This is a genomic window from Rhizobium sp. WSM1328 (assembly GCF_057653715.1).
In genome coordinates this window covers 326,709-341,199 of record NZ_JBYGKO010000002.1, presented here as the reverse complement: position 1 = coordinate 341,199, position 14,491 = coordinate 326,709, and the positions used below count along the sequence as shown (strand labels likewise).

Below are 14,491 nucleotides of genomic sequence, written 5' to 3'. Positions count from 1 at the left end.
ATGGATGGACCTCTCGTCAGCTATTACGGGGATGACTTCACCGGCTCCACCGATGTCATGGAGGCATTGGCATCGAACGGCGTGTCAACCGTGCTCTTCCTCGACATTCCGACACCGGAACTGCTCGCGCGTTTTGGGGATTGCCGGGCAATCGGCATTGCCGGGACAAGCCGCAGCGAGACCCCCGCATGGATGCAAGAGCACCTTGCGCGCGCTTTCGAGTGGCTGAATTCGCTCGGCGCTGACATCTGCCACTACAAGGTCTGCTCGACCTTCGATTCCGGCCCCGAAATCGGCAATATCGGCAAGGCGATCGAAATCGGCCGATCGGTATTCGGGCAATCCGTCGTGCCCGTCATCGTCGGCGCGCCGCAATTGAAACGCTACACGGCATTCGGCAACCTCTTTGCCGCTTACCAGGGCCGGATCTTTCGCATCGACCGCCATCCCGTCATGAGCCGCCATCCGGTGACCCCGATGGACGAGGCGGACCTTGCCGTTCACCTGTCGAAGCAGACCCGCCTTCCCGTCCTGGTCGCTGATCTCGTCGCCATCACCGCGACAGACGCCGATGCGCGTGTCGACGAACTGGCGTCGGCTTCAGAAGGGATCCTGCTCATCGATGTCGACTCCGAGGCGACGCAGGAGGCCGCGGGTCGGCAGTTGCTTCGTGTCACCGGCCGTTCCGGAAGTTTTGTCGTCGGCTCCTCGGGTGTCGAATATGCCCTGCTCAGCGCATGGCGGCGGAGCGGTTTCATCGGCAACAGCGGCGCCGAGTTTCCTGATGTCGGCCCGGTCGACCGCCTCGCCGTCGTGTCGGGCAGCGTATCGCCGACGACCGAGCGCCAGATCCGGACGGCTGTCGAGAACGGCTTCGAAAGTATCGCGCTCGATCCGCTTGCACTGGTCTCGGAGCATGGCGAAGGCGCGGTAAATGCTGCGGTGCAGGCGGGCATCCAGAAGCTCAGGCAAGGCAAAAGCGTTATCCTGTACACCGCGCTTGGACCGTCCGCAGACCGCGGCGCCGACATCGACAAGCTACCGGGGGCTCGTCACCGGCTCGGCAGCGCGCTCGGCACGATCTTGCGCCGCCTGATCGAAAACGAAGGACTTTCTCGTGCCGTCGTCGCCGGCGGCGACACGTCCAGTCACGCGCTCAGGCAGTTGAAGATCGACGCGCTGACGACACTTCTTCCGCTGCCCCAGACGCCGGGCTCTCCGCTTTGCCTTGCGCATGGCGACCATCAGCCGACCAACGGCCTGCAGATCGCGCTTAAAGGCGGCCAGGTCGGGACGGACGAGTATTTCGTCCAGATCCGCGACGGAAGGAAGCACTGATGGTTTCCCGAGGTTTCATCGATCAAACGCGCGATCGACCGGCTTCACGCAAAAAACGTGGATCCTAGCACATTTAGTAGTGATATGGTGATTGACTCATCATACCAGTTTGTGATCCTATTGAGAACGGAAAAGGTGAGGAAAACATGACTAAGATTGCCCTCTTCGGCGCAGGCGGGAAAATGGGATACCGGCTCGCCAAAAATCTCAAAGGCTCGCGTTTCGAGGTCCGCCATATCGAGGTGAGCGACGCAGGCAAGACCCGTTTGAAGAACGATCTCGGTGTCGTTTGCGTGCCCGTCGATATCGGGCTCGACGGCGCTGAGGTGGTGATCCTTGCCGTGCCGGACACGGCAGTCGGCAAAGTCGCGGCAGGCATCGTCGACAAGCTCACTTCAGGTACCATGGTGATCGCGCTGGACGCTGCGGCTCCCTTTGCCGGCCACCTGCCGAAGCGCGACGATCTTACCTATTTCGTCACCCATCCCTGCCATCCGCCGATCTTCAACGACGAGACGGACATGCAGGCGAAAAAGGACCACTTCGGCGGCCTCTTCGCCAAGCAGCATATTGTTTCGGCGCTGATGCAGGGTCCGGAAAGCGCCTATGCGCTCGGCGAGGAAATCGCCAAGCTGATCTGGGCCCCGGTCATGCGCTCGCACCGGGTCACGGTCGACCAGCTTGCGATGCTCGAACCGGGCTTGTCGGAAACCGTCTGCGCATCGCTGCTCGTCGTCATGCGGCAGGCCATGGACGAATGCGTGGCACGTGGCGTGCCGGAACAGGCCGCCCGCGACTTCCTGCTCGGCCATATGAACGTGCTCGGCGCGGTCATCTTCAAGGAAGTCGACGGCGTGTTCTCGGATGCCTGCAACAAGGCGATCGAGTTCGGCATCCCGGCGCTGATGCGCGACGATTGGAAAAAAGTATTCGAACCACAGGAGATCGCCGAAAGCATCCGGCGCATCACCTGAACAGGCTTGGGGAGGCAAGGCCTCCCCCTCAACTGCCCCGGGGAGACGGGGTCTAGCCGCCCCAGGGAGACGGGGCTTCATTCACAACAGGGAGGAAATAATGAAACTGACGCGCAGACTGACACTTGCAGCTTTTGCCAGCGCATTGGCGCTCGGAACGGCTCTTCCGGCCTTTTCGGCCGATCTCATCGCCATCATCACGCCGGCGCATGACAATCCCTTCTTCAAGGCCGAAGCCGTCGGCGCTGAAGCCAAGGCGAAGGAGCTTGGCTACGAGACGCTGCTCATGACGCATGACGACGACGCCAACAAGCAGTCCGAAATGATCGACACGGCGATCGGCCGCGGCGCCAAGGCGATCATCCTCGACAATGCCGGAGCCGACGCCTCGGTCGCGGCCGTCAAAAAGGCGAAGGATGCAGGCATCCCCTCCTTCCTGATCGACCGTGAAATCAACGCGACGGGCGTTGCCGTCGCCCAGATCGTCTCGAACAACTATCAGGGCGCCCAGCTCGGGGCGCAGGAATTCGTCAAGCTGATGGGCGAGAAAGGCAATTACGTCGAGCTGGTGGGCAAGGAGTCCGACACCAATGCCGGCATCCGCTCGCAAGGCTATCACGACGTCATCGACGACTATCCGGACCTGAAGTCCGTCGCCAAGCAGTCGGCCAACTGGAGCCAGACGGAAGCCTATTCAAAGATGGAAACCATCCTCCAGGCAAATCCCGACATCAAGGGCGTCATTTCAGGCAATGACACCATGGCCATGGGCGCCATCGCCGCGCTGCAGGCGGCCGGCCGCAAGGACGTGATCGTCGTCGGCTTCGACGGTTCCAACGACGTGCGCGACTCCATCAAGTCGGGCGGCATCAAGGCAACGGTCCTGCAGCCCGCCTATGCGCAGGCTCAGCTGGCGGTGGAACAGGCAGACGCATACATAAAGAACAAGACGACGCCAAAGGAAGAGAAGCAGTTGATGGATTGCGTTCTCATCAACGCCGACAATGCCGGCAAGCTCGAAACCTTCGCCCTGACGAACTGATCAGCCGCGAATTGCGGAGGGCGCAGCGCTGCGCCCTCCGCAATGCATTTTGCAAGACGTCGAGGTTTAAAGCATGTTGAGAATGAAGGGCGCCCTGCTCGCTGCCGTCGTGGCGGCCGCCTTGCCCGGTTGCAAGATCATCAAGACGCCGACGGCTGAGGAAAAGGCTGCGGCAGCGGCCAAGACCGCCTTCGATCCGAATGCAAAGGTCGAGGCGATCTGGCAGTCCGAGGCAGTGCCCTATTTCGAAAAGCGCGCCGGCGACCTCAAGGACGTCATGCAACTGGCCACCTCCAGCCCCGACGCCGCCGGCGAGAAATACGGCAATCCCCGCAAGCAGAGCAGCTCGCCATGGACCTATGCGGTGAAGATCACCGGCAAGGTTGTCGCGGCCGATACGGCCTCGCGCGCGGCAACACTCGATGTCGACGCAGATGGCGACGGCAAGGCCGACGCCAAGGTGCAAATCGGGCCAGCGCTGCGCGGCACGGCGCTGCGCGACACGCTGGAGTTCGTCAATTTCAACGAATTCAAGAACCAGATCGAGTGGGCGCAGTTCGGCAAAGCCTTCAACGAGAAGGCCAATACGGCCTTTCTGTCAGCGGTTCCGCGCGAAGGCCTCGCCGGCAAGACGGTGACCGCGATCGGCGCGTTTCCGCTGCCGAAGAGCGGCGAGCTGCCGCTCATAACACCTTCGGAACTGAAGGTCGGCCCATGACCACAGGAGAGGCAGAAAAGGACGACATCATCCTGCGCCTCGACGACGTGTCGAAGGTCTATTCTGGCATCGTCGCCGTCAAGCGCGCCAATCTCGAGCTGCGCCGCGGTGCAGTGAACGTCCTCGTCGGCGAAAACGGTGCAGGCAAGTCGACGTTGATGAAGATCATCGCCGGTGTCGAGCGTCCGACGCTCGGCCGCATCATCCTCGATGGCAAGCCCGTATCCTTCGACAGCCCGGCGCACGCGCAGGCGAATGGCATCGGCATGATCTTCCAGGAACTCAATCTCTTCGCCAACATGTCGGTCGCCGAGAATATCTTCACCACGCGTGAGATCACCCGTGGCGTCCTCGGCATCGATCACAAGGCGCAGGTGCAAAAGGCCAATGCATTTTTGAAGCGTCTGGATGCCGGGATCGAGGCGGATGCGATGGTCGAGGATTTGCCGATCGGCCAGCAGCAGCTCGTCGAGATCGCCAAGGCGATGTCGTTGAATGCCCGTATCCTGATCATGGACGAGCCGACGTCGGCGCTTTCGGCGGCCGAAGTCGAGATCCTGTTCAAGGTGATCGCGGAACTGAAGGCCCAGGGTGTGGCGATCGTCTATATCTCGCACCGGCTCGAGGAGTTGATGCGGATCGGCGACTACATCACGGTGCTGCGTGACGGCCAGGTCACCGGCGAAGCGATGGTCCGCGATATCGATACGCGCTGGATCGTGCGTTCCATGATCGGCTCGGATGCCAAGGATTTTGCAAAGTCCGTGGACCACGCCGTCGGAGCCGAGGTCTTTCGCGCCGAAAACATTAGCCTGCCGCGGCCGACGGGTGGGCTTTCGGTCAACAATGTCTCCCTGTCGGTCAGGGCAGGCGAAATCCTCGGCATCTACGGCCTGATGGGTGCCGGGCGCAGCGAATTCTTCGAATGCGTGATCGGCCGTCACACGCACTCGACCGGCAAGATCTTCATCGACGGCAAGCATGTTCGCGCCCGCGACACCACGCGGCGTATCCGCCGCGGCCTCGCGCTCATTCCGGAAGACCGGCAGCGGGAAGGTCTGGTCCAGGTGCTTTCCATCGCTTCCAATCTGACGCTGGCGAGCCTCGGCCGCTTCACCCGGCTCTTTCACATCGACAGGGGGGCGGAGAAAAATGCGGTTCGCGATGCAATCCGCGATCTCTCGATCAAGGCGCCGAATCCGGATTTCGAGGTGACCTCGATGTCCGGCGGCAATCAGCAGAAGGTCGTCATCGGTAAGGCATTGATGACCAATCCGAAAGTGCTTCTAATGGACGAGCCGAGCCGCGGCATCGATGTCGGCGCCAAGGCCGACGTCTTTCGCACCATGCGGCGGCTGGCGGCCAATGGGCTCGCCATTCTGTTTTCGACTTCCGACCTCGAGGAGGTCATGGCGCTTTCCGATCGCATCGCGGTCTTGAGCAACGGCCAGCTGGTCGCCGTCTTCGACCGCAACGAGGCGACGGAAGAAGCCATTATCGCGGCTTCGGCCAAGGGACACGGACATCAAGGGAAACTCGCGTCATGATGACGGCTACATCAACAACTCTTGGGCCGAAGGGCGACAACGGCTCGGCGCTTCTGACGCTGATGAAGCTCAGGACGTTCATCGCGTTATTTGCCGTCATCATCTTCTTTGCGATCTTCGCGCCGAACTTCACCTCGACAGCAAACATGATCCTGATGTCGAAGCATGTGGCGCTGAACGCCTTCCTGGCCATGGGTATGACTTTCGTCATCATCACCGGCGGCATTGATCTCTCCGTCGGATCGATCGTCGGGCTTTGCGGCATGGTCGCCGGCGGCCTGATCCTTTACGGCATCGAATTGCCGATCGGCTACACCATCTTTTTCAACCTCTTCGAGATCGTGCTGATCACCTTGTCGATCGGCCTGCTCATCGGTCTGATCAACGGCCTGCTGATCACCAAGCTCAACGTTGCGCCCTTCATCGCCACGCTCGGCACACTCTATATCGCCCGCGGCCTCGCTTTGCTGTCGTCGGACGGCCAGACCTTTCCGAACCTTGTCGGCCGACCTGAATATGCGACGACCGGCTTCGATTTCTTCGGCGCGGGACGCATTCTCGGCCTGCCGGTATCGATCTGGATTCTGATCGTGCTTGCGCTGCTGGCCGCCTATGTCGCACGCTCGACGCAGATTGGCCGTCACATCTTCGCCGTCGGCGGCAATGAACGGGCCGCGCGCATGTCCGGTATCCGGGTCGATGTCGTGAAGATCTTCGTCTACATGTTCTCCGGACTGTGCGCCGCAATCGTCGGCGTCGTCATCTCGTCGGAACTGATGGCAGCCCATCCGGCAACCGGCGAAAGCTTCGAACTCAATGCGATTGCCGCAGCCGTGCTCGGCGGCACCTCGATGTCGGGCGGTCGCGGCACGATCGGCGGCACGATCATCGGCGCCTTCGTCATCGGCATCCTCTCCGACGGATTGGTGATGATGGGCGTCTCCTCCTTCTGGCAGATGGTCATCAAGGGCCTGGTCATCATCATCGCCGTCGTGGTCGATCAGGCGCAGCGCCGCCTGCAGCAGCGCGTCACCCTCATGCAGATGGCAAAGGCAGGTTGAGATGACGGAATTGAAAGGGGCTTTGATCGGTTGCGGTTTCTTTGCGGTCAACCAGCTGCATGCCTGGAACGACGTTCGAGGTGCCGGCATCGTCGCGATCTGCGACCGCGATCCGGAACGGCTGAAGATCGTCGGCGATCAGTTCGGCATCGCTCGCCGCTATGGCGATTCCGAGGCGTTGTTCGCCGATGGCGGTTTTGATTTCGTCGACATTGCCACGACCGTCCAAAGCCATCGTTTTCTCGTCGAAATGGCGGCTCGGAACAAGGTGCCGGCCATCTGCCAGAAGCCGTTCGCCAAGACCTTGTCGGACGCGAAGGCGATGGTCGAGGCGTGTCGCAATGCCGGCATACCGCTGATGGTGCACGAGAACTTTCGCTGGCAGACGCCGATCCAGGCGGTGCGCAAGGCGCTGGAGACCGATGCCATCGGCACGCCCTTCTGGGGCCGCTTCTCCTTCCGTTCGGCCTACGACGTCTTTTCCGGCCAACCCTATTTGGCCGAGGGCGAACGGTTCATCATTGAAGACCTCGGCATCCATACGCTCGATATCGCCCGCTATATCCTTGGCGACGTTCGCTCGCTCACGGCCCGCACCAAGCGGGTCAATCCCAGAATCAAGGGCGAGGATGTCGCGACCATTCTGCTCGATCACGAAAACGGCGCCACGTCGGTCGTCGACGTCAGCTACGCCACCAGGCTTTCCAGGGAGCCGTTCCCCGAGACCTTGATCGAGCTCGACGGTTCTGAAGGCACGATCCGCCTGACCCAGGGTTACGGCCTCGAAATCACCAACGCCAGGGGCACCACCACCACTGACGTATCGCCGAAGTTGTTGTCATGGGCCTCGCGGCCCTGGCACAACATCCAGGAGAGCGTCCACGCGATCCAGCAGCATTGGGTCGATCAGCTGGAGCGCGGCGCGGAACATTCGACGTCAGGGGCCGACAATCTGAAAACTTTTGCGCTCGTCGAGGCCGCCTATGACAGTGCGGCCAGGGGACAGACGATCGATGTCGGAGCGATGCTGCGATGAAAGTCGATGCGTTCCAGCTCTACGGCACCCGCCTCGTTGAAACGCCGCCGGTTCGGCTGAGAGCCGGAAAACTGGAAGCCGATCTCGCCAATGGCAACCTCCGCACCATCCGCTACGATGGGACCGAGGTGCTGCGAGCGATCTCCTACCTCGTTCGCGACCCGGACTGGGGCACCTACAGCCCTGTAATTGTTGATCTCCGCATCGAGCAGAGTGACAATCGTTTCGCGGTCGCCTATCGAGCCCGCTGCGAGGGACCTGATGACACGAGGCTTCTCATTGACGTTCGCATCACCGGAAGCGCGGACCGGCTCGACTTCGAGGCCGAAGCCATCACAGAGACCGGCTTCGAGACCAATCGCTGCGGCTTCTGCATCCTGCATCCGATCGTCGGCGTGGCGGGTTCACCGGCGACGGTCGAACATGTCGACGGCCGGATAGTGGCAACCGGGTTTCCCGATGTCATCGAGCCCTGGCAGCCTTTCAAGGACATGCGCGCCATCACTCATGCGATCATGCCTGACGTTCAGGCGGAATGCCGGATGGAGGGCGACACCTTTGAAATGGAAGACCAAAGGAACTGGTCGGACGCATCCTATAAGACATATGTCAGGCCGCTCGCCCTGCCCTGGCCATACCAGATTGCCGCCAATCAGCCCGTTCGGCAAAAGACGTCGCTTGTTATCAGGGATATCGGCGGTTCGACACGGCATCCTCCAGCTGCGGCGTCAGTCGGCGCCATAAAACTCGAACTCGGGGCGCGAACCAGCACCATGCCTGATATCGGCGTGATCGTTACGCCCGAGGAAGCCGATGCGACACTGTCGGCAAAGTCCGTGCTGTCGGAAATCGCTCCCCAGGAACTGCTCGTCCATTTCGACCCCAGTGCAGGACACGGCGTCGACGCGCTCACGCAGTTCGCCATGCTCGCCGCGGCCCATCTCGGCCGCTCGACGCTGGAGATCGCCCTTCCCTGCACATCGTCGCCGTCAAGCGAGGTGGCCGAAATCGCCCACCAGATGCGGCTGGCGGAATTCAGGCCGGATGCGATCATGATCTCGCCTTCGGTTGACCGGCAGTCGACGCCGCCCGGCAGCAAATGGCCGGAATGCCCGCCTTTGGATGAAGTCTATACCGCCGCTCGCGCCGCCTTTCCCGGCATTCGCATCGGCGGGGGCATGCTGAGCTATTTCACCGAGCTCAACCGGAAGCGCGTCCCGGATGGACAGCTCGACTTCGTCAGCCACTGCACCAATCCGATCGTGCATGCCGCCGACGATCTTAGCGTCATGCAGACATTGGAAGCGCTGCCCTTCATCACACGGTCGGTGCGTGCGATCTACGGTGACAGACCCTACCGGATCGGCCCGTCGACGATCCCGATGCGACAGAACCCCTATGGCAGCCGCACGATGGATAATCCGTCGGGCGCACGCGTTCCCATGGCCAACCGCGACCCGCGTCACAATGGACGCTTCGCGGAGGCCTTCGCGCTCGGCTACGCGATACGGGTACTGGATGCCGGTCTGGAATGCCTGACACTCTCGGCCTTGTCAGGCCCGTTCGGTCTGATCGCCGGTCCAGCCGAACCGACCGAGCAAGGCGGGCGGCGCCCGCTGTTCAACACAGTGCGGACATTGTCTCGATTGGCTGGCGCATCCTGGCAGGCATGCGTCTCCTCCTCGCCCTCCGAGGTGCTGTCTTTCGTTGCACGCGATGCCGCAGGCGCCAGGCTTCACGTCGTCAATCTGACGGGCGAAGAACGAAAGGTCGATTGCGGCGCATGCCGGCCGGCAGATTCGGGCAAAGAGTTGCTGCTCGCGCCGTTTGCGACCGTCGTCCTGCAACTGGCGGATTGACCTCCGGCGCTGCAGCCGCATTTATGCAGGCGGAGCTCGCACTGGGAGGACAGCGTGAAGACGAAGAAGCTTATCAATGCCGGCGCAGATGCCGTCGATGAAATGCTGCAAGGGGTGTTGGCGGCGCATCCGCGCCACCTCTACGCAGTGGGGGACATGCCCCGGGCGATCATTGCCAGAAACGGGCCACGCAAGGGCAAGGTCGGCTTGGTCATCGGCGGCGGATCCGGGCACGAACCGACATTTCTGGGGTTTGTCGGCAAGGGGCTGGCGGACGCGGCCGCGATCGGCAACGTCTTCGCCTCGCCGCCGCCCGATCCGATCATCGCCTGCGCCAAGGCGGTCGATGGCGGCACCGGCGTCCTATTCATGTATGGCAATTATGCCGGCGACGTGATGAACTTCGACATGGCTGCCGAGATGCTGGCGCTTGACGAGATCGAGGTGCGCACCGTGCTTACCACGGATGACGTGGCGTCCGCGCCTGCCGATCAGCGAGACAGGCGGCGGGGCGTGGCGGGCAACGTCTTCATCTTCAAGGCCGCCGGCGCAGCCTGCGATCTTCTCTACTCTTTCGACGATGTCGAGCGCGCCGCCCGCCATGCCAATGCGCGAACCTATACGATGGGCGTCGCGCTTTCCCCCTGTTCGCTGCCCCAGACCCTCCGGCCGAACTTCCTGATCGGCGCAGGGGAGATGGAGATCGGAATGGGCATTCATGGAGAGCCTGGCGTGGCGCGTGAGCCGCTGAGGCCGGCCGACGCGGTGAGCGACGAACTCATGGACAGCATTCTTCGCGAAATGAAAGCAGACCGGGGCGATCGTGTCGCCGTGCTCGTCAATTCGCTGGGTTCGACGCCGCTGATGGAACTCTACATCATGATGCGGCGCGTGAAGTCCCGGCTCGACGATGCCGGGCTCGTCATCCATACGTCGCTCGTCGGAAACTACTGCACCTCTCTCGAAATGGCAGGTGCGTCGATCACGGTCATGCATCTCGACGACGAGCTTCAGCGATTGATCGACCACCCCTGTGATTGCGCGATGTTTGTGAGGTAATCGATGACGTTTACGACCGAAGACCTGCAGCGCATGTTTGCCGGGATTGCCGAGGATATTGCGGCAGAGAGCGACCATCTCTGCGCGTTGGACGGCGCCATCGGCGATGGGGATCACGGCCTTGCCATGGATGCAGGCTGCCAGGCCGCGGCGAAAGCGGTCGGCGAGCTCGACGCCGGGATCGCCCCAACAACCGCATTCAACGTCGCGGCTAAGGCATTCCTGAATGCGGTCGGCGCTTCGTCCGGCCCGCTCTACGCCACGGCCTTCATGCGCGCCGGAGCAGCCGCCAAAGACAAGCAGACATTGAGTGATGACGATTTCCTGCGTGTCTTTGCGGCAATGGCGCAGGGAATCCAGGAACGTGGAAAGGCCGAACCCGGTGAAAAGACGATGGTTGACGCCTGGAGGCCTGCGGCCGACGCAGCACTCGATGCCTGGCAGTCGGGAAAGCCCCTCCCCCAATGCTTCGAGGCGGCCGAGCGGGCAGCGCGGTCAGGCTGTGAAACGACCAGCAAGATGACCGCGACCAAGGGACGGGCTTCGCGATTGGGGGACCGCGTGATCGGGCACATCGATCCCGGCGCCGCGTCCGCAGTCATCATCATCGCCGCGATGGCCAAATTTGCTCAGCATCACGATGGTTAGCTCATCATACCAGTTGACATGTCAATGACTATCTGCAACAAGGGGCCCGGCTTTACAAGAGGAGGACGGTAATGCTGACCCTTTCTGCGAAATTGAAGACTGCGAGCATCGTTGCGATCGCCGTGGCGTCACTATCGGCCACGCCGGTTCTTGCGGAAGACATCACGCTTTGGACCCTCAACTTCGACAACAATGCTGCCAACACGGCTCTGAAAAAGGTGGCGACGGACTTCGAAGCGGCAAACCCCGGAACGCATGTCGAGATCGTTCAGCGCGCCGTCGACGAGCATAAGACCGCCTTGCGCGTCGCTGCTGGCTCCGACAAGGGACCTGACATTTATTTCAGCTGGGCGGGCCTCGGCCTCGGCGGCGAGTATGTGAAGGCCGGTCTGTCCCTGCCCCTCGACAAATACTATGCCGAGTATAAGTGGAGCGACGAATTGCTGCCCTCGGCAGCGGCTTTTGCCGACCTCTATCCCGGCGGCAAGCACGGCGTCCCCTTCACCTTCAAGGGTGAGGCCGTCTATTACAACAAGAAGCTTTTCGAACAGGCCGGCATCAAGGAAGAGCCGAAGACCTACGAGGAATTCCTTGCCGCGGCCGATAAGCTGAAGGCTGCCGGCATTCCCGCCTTCACCTTCGGCGGCACGGTCAACTGGCACGTCATGCGTCTCATGGACGTCATCCTTGAAACGAAGTGCGGTGCTGAAAAGCACGATGCGCTGAAGGCGATGACGCTGGACTGGACCAAGGAACCCTGCGCGACGGATTCATTCGCGGAGTTTGCGAAGTGGACGAAGGACTATACGCTGCAGCCGTTCATGGGCATCGACAACAAACAGTCCTACAGCCTCTTCACCGCGGGTCGTGCAGCGATGATGCTCGAAGGCGACTGGCTGGTCAGCCAGCTTAACGGCTCCGGCGCCAATCTCGACGACTACGGGATTTTCCCCTTCCCGACCAACACCGATCGTCTCTACGGTTTCGCCGAGTACAACTACATCAGCACCAAGAGCAAGAGCCCTGATGTAGCGGCGAAGTTCCTCGACTACTTCCTCTCGACGAAGGTCCAGCAGGACCTGCTCGGCCAGCTGAGTTCAACCTCAGTCAACAAGAACGTCCAATATGCCAACCAGAAGCCGCTCGAGGCGGAATGGCTGGGGATCTTCCAGAAATACGGCAAGGTCTACATGAACGGCGACCAGGCGTTCCCGCTCGACGTCACGACGGAGTACTTCCGGGTCATCAACGATGTTGCTTCCGGCAACACCGAGCCGGCCGATGCGGCCAAGCAGTTGCAGAGCTTTATCGCAAGCCGAACCTGATTCCTCCCGAGGTGCCAGTCGATCGACCAGTTGTCGATCGACCGGCACATTCTTTCATCAGCTGGCAGCCGCTTCACTGCCAGGAGGAAAGCATGTCACTTCGACAATCGACACATGATCCGCGCGTCCAAGCGCTCATCCTGCTCGTGCCAGCCCTGGCGATCTATGCCGTCTTTGCCCTCTATCCGATGCTCAATGTCGTCATCCTGAGCTTCCAGAAATGGAACGGGCTGGACCCGCAGCGGCAATTTGTAGGGCTTGCAAACTACTCGGCGATTTTCACGAAGGATCCGGTCTTCTGGGTTGCGTTCCGCAATACCGTGATCTGGACCTTGATGAGCCTGATCTTCCCGCCGATGATCGGACTGCTGCTGGCGCTGAGCCTCAATCAGAAGATATTCGGCCGAAATGGCCTCAGGGCCATCTTCTATCTGCCTGTTATCATCGCGCCGATTGCCGTCGCCACCATGTGGAAATGGATGTACGATCCGTTCTTCGGCCTTTTCAGCCAGTTGCTCACCTCGTGGGGCATGCAAGGCTGGATCAATGACTGGCTGGGCAACAGGGACATCGCTCTTTATTCCGTTTTCGTCGCCTATCTCTGGCAGACGGTCGGATTCTCGATGGTCCTGTTTCTGGCGGGCCTGCAGAACGTCTCTCAGACGCTTGTCGAGGCAGCGCGCATCGATGGCGCCGGCCGCTGGAAGGTGTTCAAGCATGTGACACTGCCGGCCTTGCGCCCGACGATCACGATCGTTCTCGTTCTTTCCGTCATCTCCTCCCTGAAGGCTTTCGACATCGTCTACGGCCTGACGGGTGGCGGACCGGCGCAGTCTACCCAGATGCTGGCGCTCTGGGCGTTCACGCAGGCGATGCAGATCTTCGATTTCGGACGAGGTGCGGCGATTTCGGTCGTGCTGCTGCTGATCACCATGGCTGTCGTCATTCCCTATCTGAAATGGACCCAGAAGCACGAGGAGGTTGAATCGTGACAGCAGTACCGACCGACCAGACCGCAGTGCATTTGCAGGTCGAACCATCATCGATGAAGCGGGATCCCATTCTGATCGGTCTCTGGATCACGCTTGTTATCGTGGCGCTCGTCTGGGTCGCGCCATTCGTCTTCATCGTCTTCACCTCCTTGAAGACGCCGGCGGCGGTGACCGGCACGGGCGCCTTCGTGCCGCCAACCGAGCTGGCTTTCGAAAACTACAGCGCTGCATGGAGCCGCGGCAACTTCGCAAACTCCTTCTTCAACAGCGTCATCATAACGGTCATCAAGGTGCCGCTCGGGCTGTTCCTTTCGGCGATGGCCGCCTATGCCCTTGCCAAGATCAAGCTGAAGATCACCAAGGCCCTGCTGCTGCTTGTCGTGTTCGGCACGATGATCCCCTTCCAGGTGATGCTTGCGCCGCTCTTTACCCTGGTGAATTCACTCGGCCTGATCGACACCTACCCCGGCGTCATCCTTCCCTACATCGCCTTCGGCGTTCCCTATCAGGTTTTCATCCTGCACGGTTTCTTCAAGAGCATTCCCAAGGAGCTGTCGGAAGCAGCACTGATCGACGGTGCAAGCCACTTCATCATCTTCAGACGGATCTTTCTGCCGGTGTGCCTGCCCGTGCTCGCCGCACTGCTCATCCTCGACTTCGTCTCCACCTGGAACGAATTCGCCATGGCGCTGGTGCTGCTCCAGGACCAGCACATGTGGACCTTACCGCTCGGCCTGATGTCGTTTCAGGGGCAGTTCTCGAGCAATTACGGCCAGCTCAATGCCGCCATTGTGATGACCGTCCTGCCGGCGACGATCGTCTATCTCATCTTCCAGCGTTACTTCGTCTCTGGCCTGACCTCCGGCGCCGTCAAAGGCTAGGGCCACGAAAA

General features: G+C 61.1%; 13 protein-coding genes. All 13 read left to right on the top strand.

What is annotated here, in order from left to right; all coding sequences use genetic code 11:
• The 13 genes from AC2444_RS25125 to AC2444_RS25065 all read left to right on the top strand — a co-directional run bounded on the left by AC2444_RS25125 (position 1) and on the right by AC2444_RS25065 (position 14,480).
• On the top strand, positions 1-1,338 hold the full coding sequence (locus AC2444_RS25125; protein ID WP_128449379.1) for a four-carbon acid sugar kinase family protein: 1,338 nt from the start codon (positions 1-3) through the stop codon (positions 1,336-1,338).
• A 146-nt stretch (positions 1,339-1,484) separates the two neighbouring features.
• The gene (locus tag AC2444_RS25120; RefSeq protein WP_128449308.1) at positions 1,485-2,312 is read left to right on the top strand and encodes a phosphogluconate dehydrogenase C-terminal domain-containing protein; all 828 of its coding nucleotides are present in this window, start codon (positions 1,485-1,487) and stop codon (positions 2,310-2,312) included.
• 100 nt (positions 2,313-2,412) lie between these two features.
• Entirely contained in the window at positions 2,413-3,354 is a 942-nt protein-coding gene (locus AC2444_RS25115) for a D-ribose ABC transporter substrate-binding protein (protein ID WP_128449309.1), read from the top strand.
• A 73-nt stretch (positions 3,355-3,427) separates the two neighbouring features.
• Positions 3,428-4,072: a DUF2291 family protein gene (locus AC2444_RS25110; protein ID WP_017996051.1), complete on the top strand. Its 645-nt coding sequence runs from the start codon at positions 3,428-3,430 to the stop codon at positions 4,070-4,072.
• Positions 4,069-5,619 (top strand): sugar ABC transporter ATP-binding protein, encoded by a 1,551-nt coding sequence (locus AC2444_RS25105; RefSeq protein ID WP_128449310.1) that lies wholly within the window; start codon positions 4,069-4,071, stop codon positions 5,617-5,619. Before AC2444_RS25110 ends, AC2444_RS25105 begins: the two co-directional genes overlap by 4 nt.
• Positions 5,616-6,680, top strand: a complete 1,065-nt coding sequence (locus AC2444_RS25100; RefSeq protein ID WP_128449311.1) for an ABC transporter permease — start codon at positions 5,616-5,618, stop codon at positions 6,678-6,680. Before AC2444_RS25105 ends, AC2444_RS25100 begins: the two co-directional genes overlap by 4 nt.
• Position 6,681: 1 nt before the next feature.
• Positions 6,682-7,716: a Gfo/Idh/MocA family protein gene (locus AC2444_RS25095; RefSeq protein ID WP_128449312.1), complete on the top strand. Its 1,035-nt coding sequence runs from the start codon at positions 6,682-6,684 to the stop codon at positions 7,714-7,716.
• Positions 7,713-9,575 carry a D-apionate lactonase gene (gene apnL / locus AC2444_RS25090; protein ID WP_128449313.1) on the top strand — a complete coding sequence of 621 codons (1,863 nt, stop codon included), beginning with the start codon at positions 7,713-7,715 and terminating at the stop codon, positions 9,573-9,575. Before AC2444_RS25095 ends, apnL begins: the two co-directional genes overlap by 4 nt.
• A gap of 54 nt (positions 9,576-9,629) precedes the next feature.
• Entirely contained in the window at positions 9,630-10,634 is a 1,005-nt protein-coding gene (locus AC2444_RS25085) for a dihydroxyacetone kinase subunit DhaK (RefSeq protein ID WP_128449314.1), read from the top strand.
• Positions 10,635-10,637: 3 nt separating this feature from the next.
• Positions 10,638-11,282, top strand: coding sequence for a dihydroxyacetone kinase subunit DhaL (gene dhaL / locus AC2444_RS25080; RefSeq protein WP_003562297.1), 645 nt, complete (start codon positions 10,638-10,640; stop codon positions 11,280-11,282).
• Between the two features lie 71 nt (positions 11,283-11,353).
• Positions 11,354-12,607: an ABC transporter substrate-binding protein gene (locus AC2444_RS25075; RefSeq protein ID WP_003562298.1), complete on the top strand. Its 1,254-nt coding sequence runs from the start codon at positions 11,354-11,356 to the stop codon at positions 12,605-12,607.
• 92 nt (positions 12,608-12,699) lie between these two features.
• Positions 12,700-13,599 (top strand): carbohydrate ABC transporter permease, encoded by a 900-nt coding sequence (locus AC2444_RS25070; protein ID WP_003562299.1) that lies wholly within the window; start codon positions 12,700-12,702, stop codon positions 13,597-13,599.
• Complete coding sequence (locus AC2444_RS25065) at positions 13,596-14,480, top strand: carbohydrate ABC transporter permease (RefSeq protein WP_012755221.1); 885 nt, start codon at positions 13,596-13,598, stop codon at positions 14,478-14,480. The genes AC2444_RS25070 and AC2444_RS25065 overlap by 4 nt, the downstream gene beginning before the upstream one ends.
• Positions 14,481-14,491: the final 11 nt, after the last annotated feature.

Excerpts from the sequence above, each read along its gene's own strand:
- AC2444_RS25125 (WP_128449379.1), top strand. The coding sequence starts at position 1 with ATGGATGGACCTCTCGTCAGCTATTACGGGGATGACTTCACCGGCTCC.
- AC2444_RS25120 (WP_128449308.1), top strand. The coding sequence starts at position 1,485 with ATGACTAAGATTGCCCTCTTCGGCGCAGGCGGGAAAATGGGATACCGG.
- AC2444_RS25115 (WP_128449309.1), top strand. The coding sequence starts at position 2,413 with ATGAAACTGACGCGCAGACTGACACTTGCAGCTTTTGCCAGCGCATTG.
- AC2444_RS25110 (WP_017996051.1), top strand. The coding sequence starts at position 3,428 with ATGTTGAGAATGAAGGGCGCCCTGCTCGCTGCCGTCGTGGCGGCCGCC.
- AC2444_RS25105 (WP_128449310.1), top strand. The coding sequence starts at position 4,069 with ATGACCACAGGAGAGGCAGAAAAGGACGACATCATCCTGCGCCTCGAC.
- AC2444_RS25100 (WP_128449311.1), top strand. The coding sequence starts at position 5,616 with ATGATGACGGCTACATCAACAACTCTTGGGCCGAAGGGCGACAACGGC.
- AC2444_RS25095 (WP_128449312.1), top strand. The coding sequence starts at position 6,682 with ATGACGGAATTGAAAGGGGCTTTGATCGGTTGCGGTTTCTTTGCGGTC.
- apnL (WP_128449313.1), top strand. The coding sequence starts at position 7,713 with ATGAAAGTCGATGCGTTCCAGCTCTACGGCACCCGCCTCGTTGAAACG.
- dhaL (WP_003562297.1), top strand. The coding sequence starts at position 10,638 with ATGACGTTTACGACCGAAGACCTGCAGCGCATGTTTGCCGGGATTGCC.
- AC2444_RS25075 (WP_003562298.1), top strand. The coding sequence starts at position 11,354 with ATGCTGACCCTTTCTGCGAAATTGAAGACTGCGAGCATCGTTGCGATC.
- AC2444_RS25070 (WP_003562299.1), top strand. The coding sequence starts at position 12,700 with ATGTCACTTCGACAATCGACACATGATCCGCGCGTCCAAGCGCTCATC.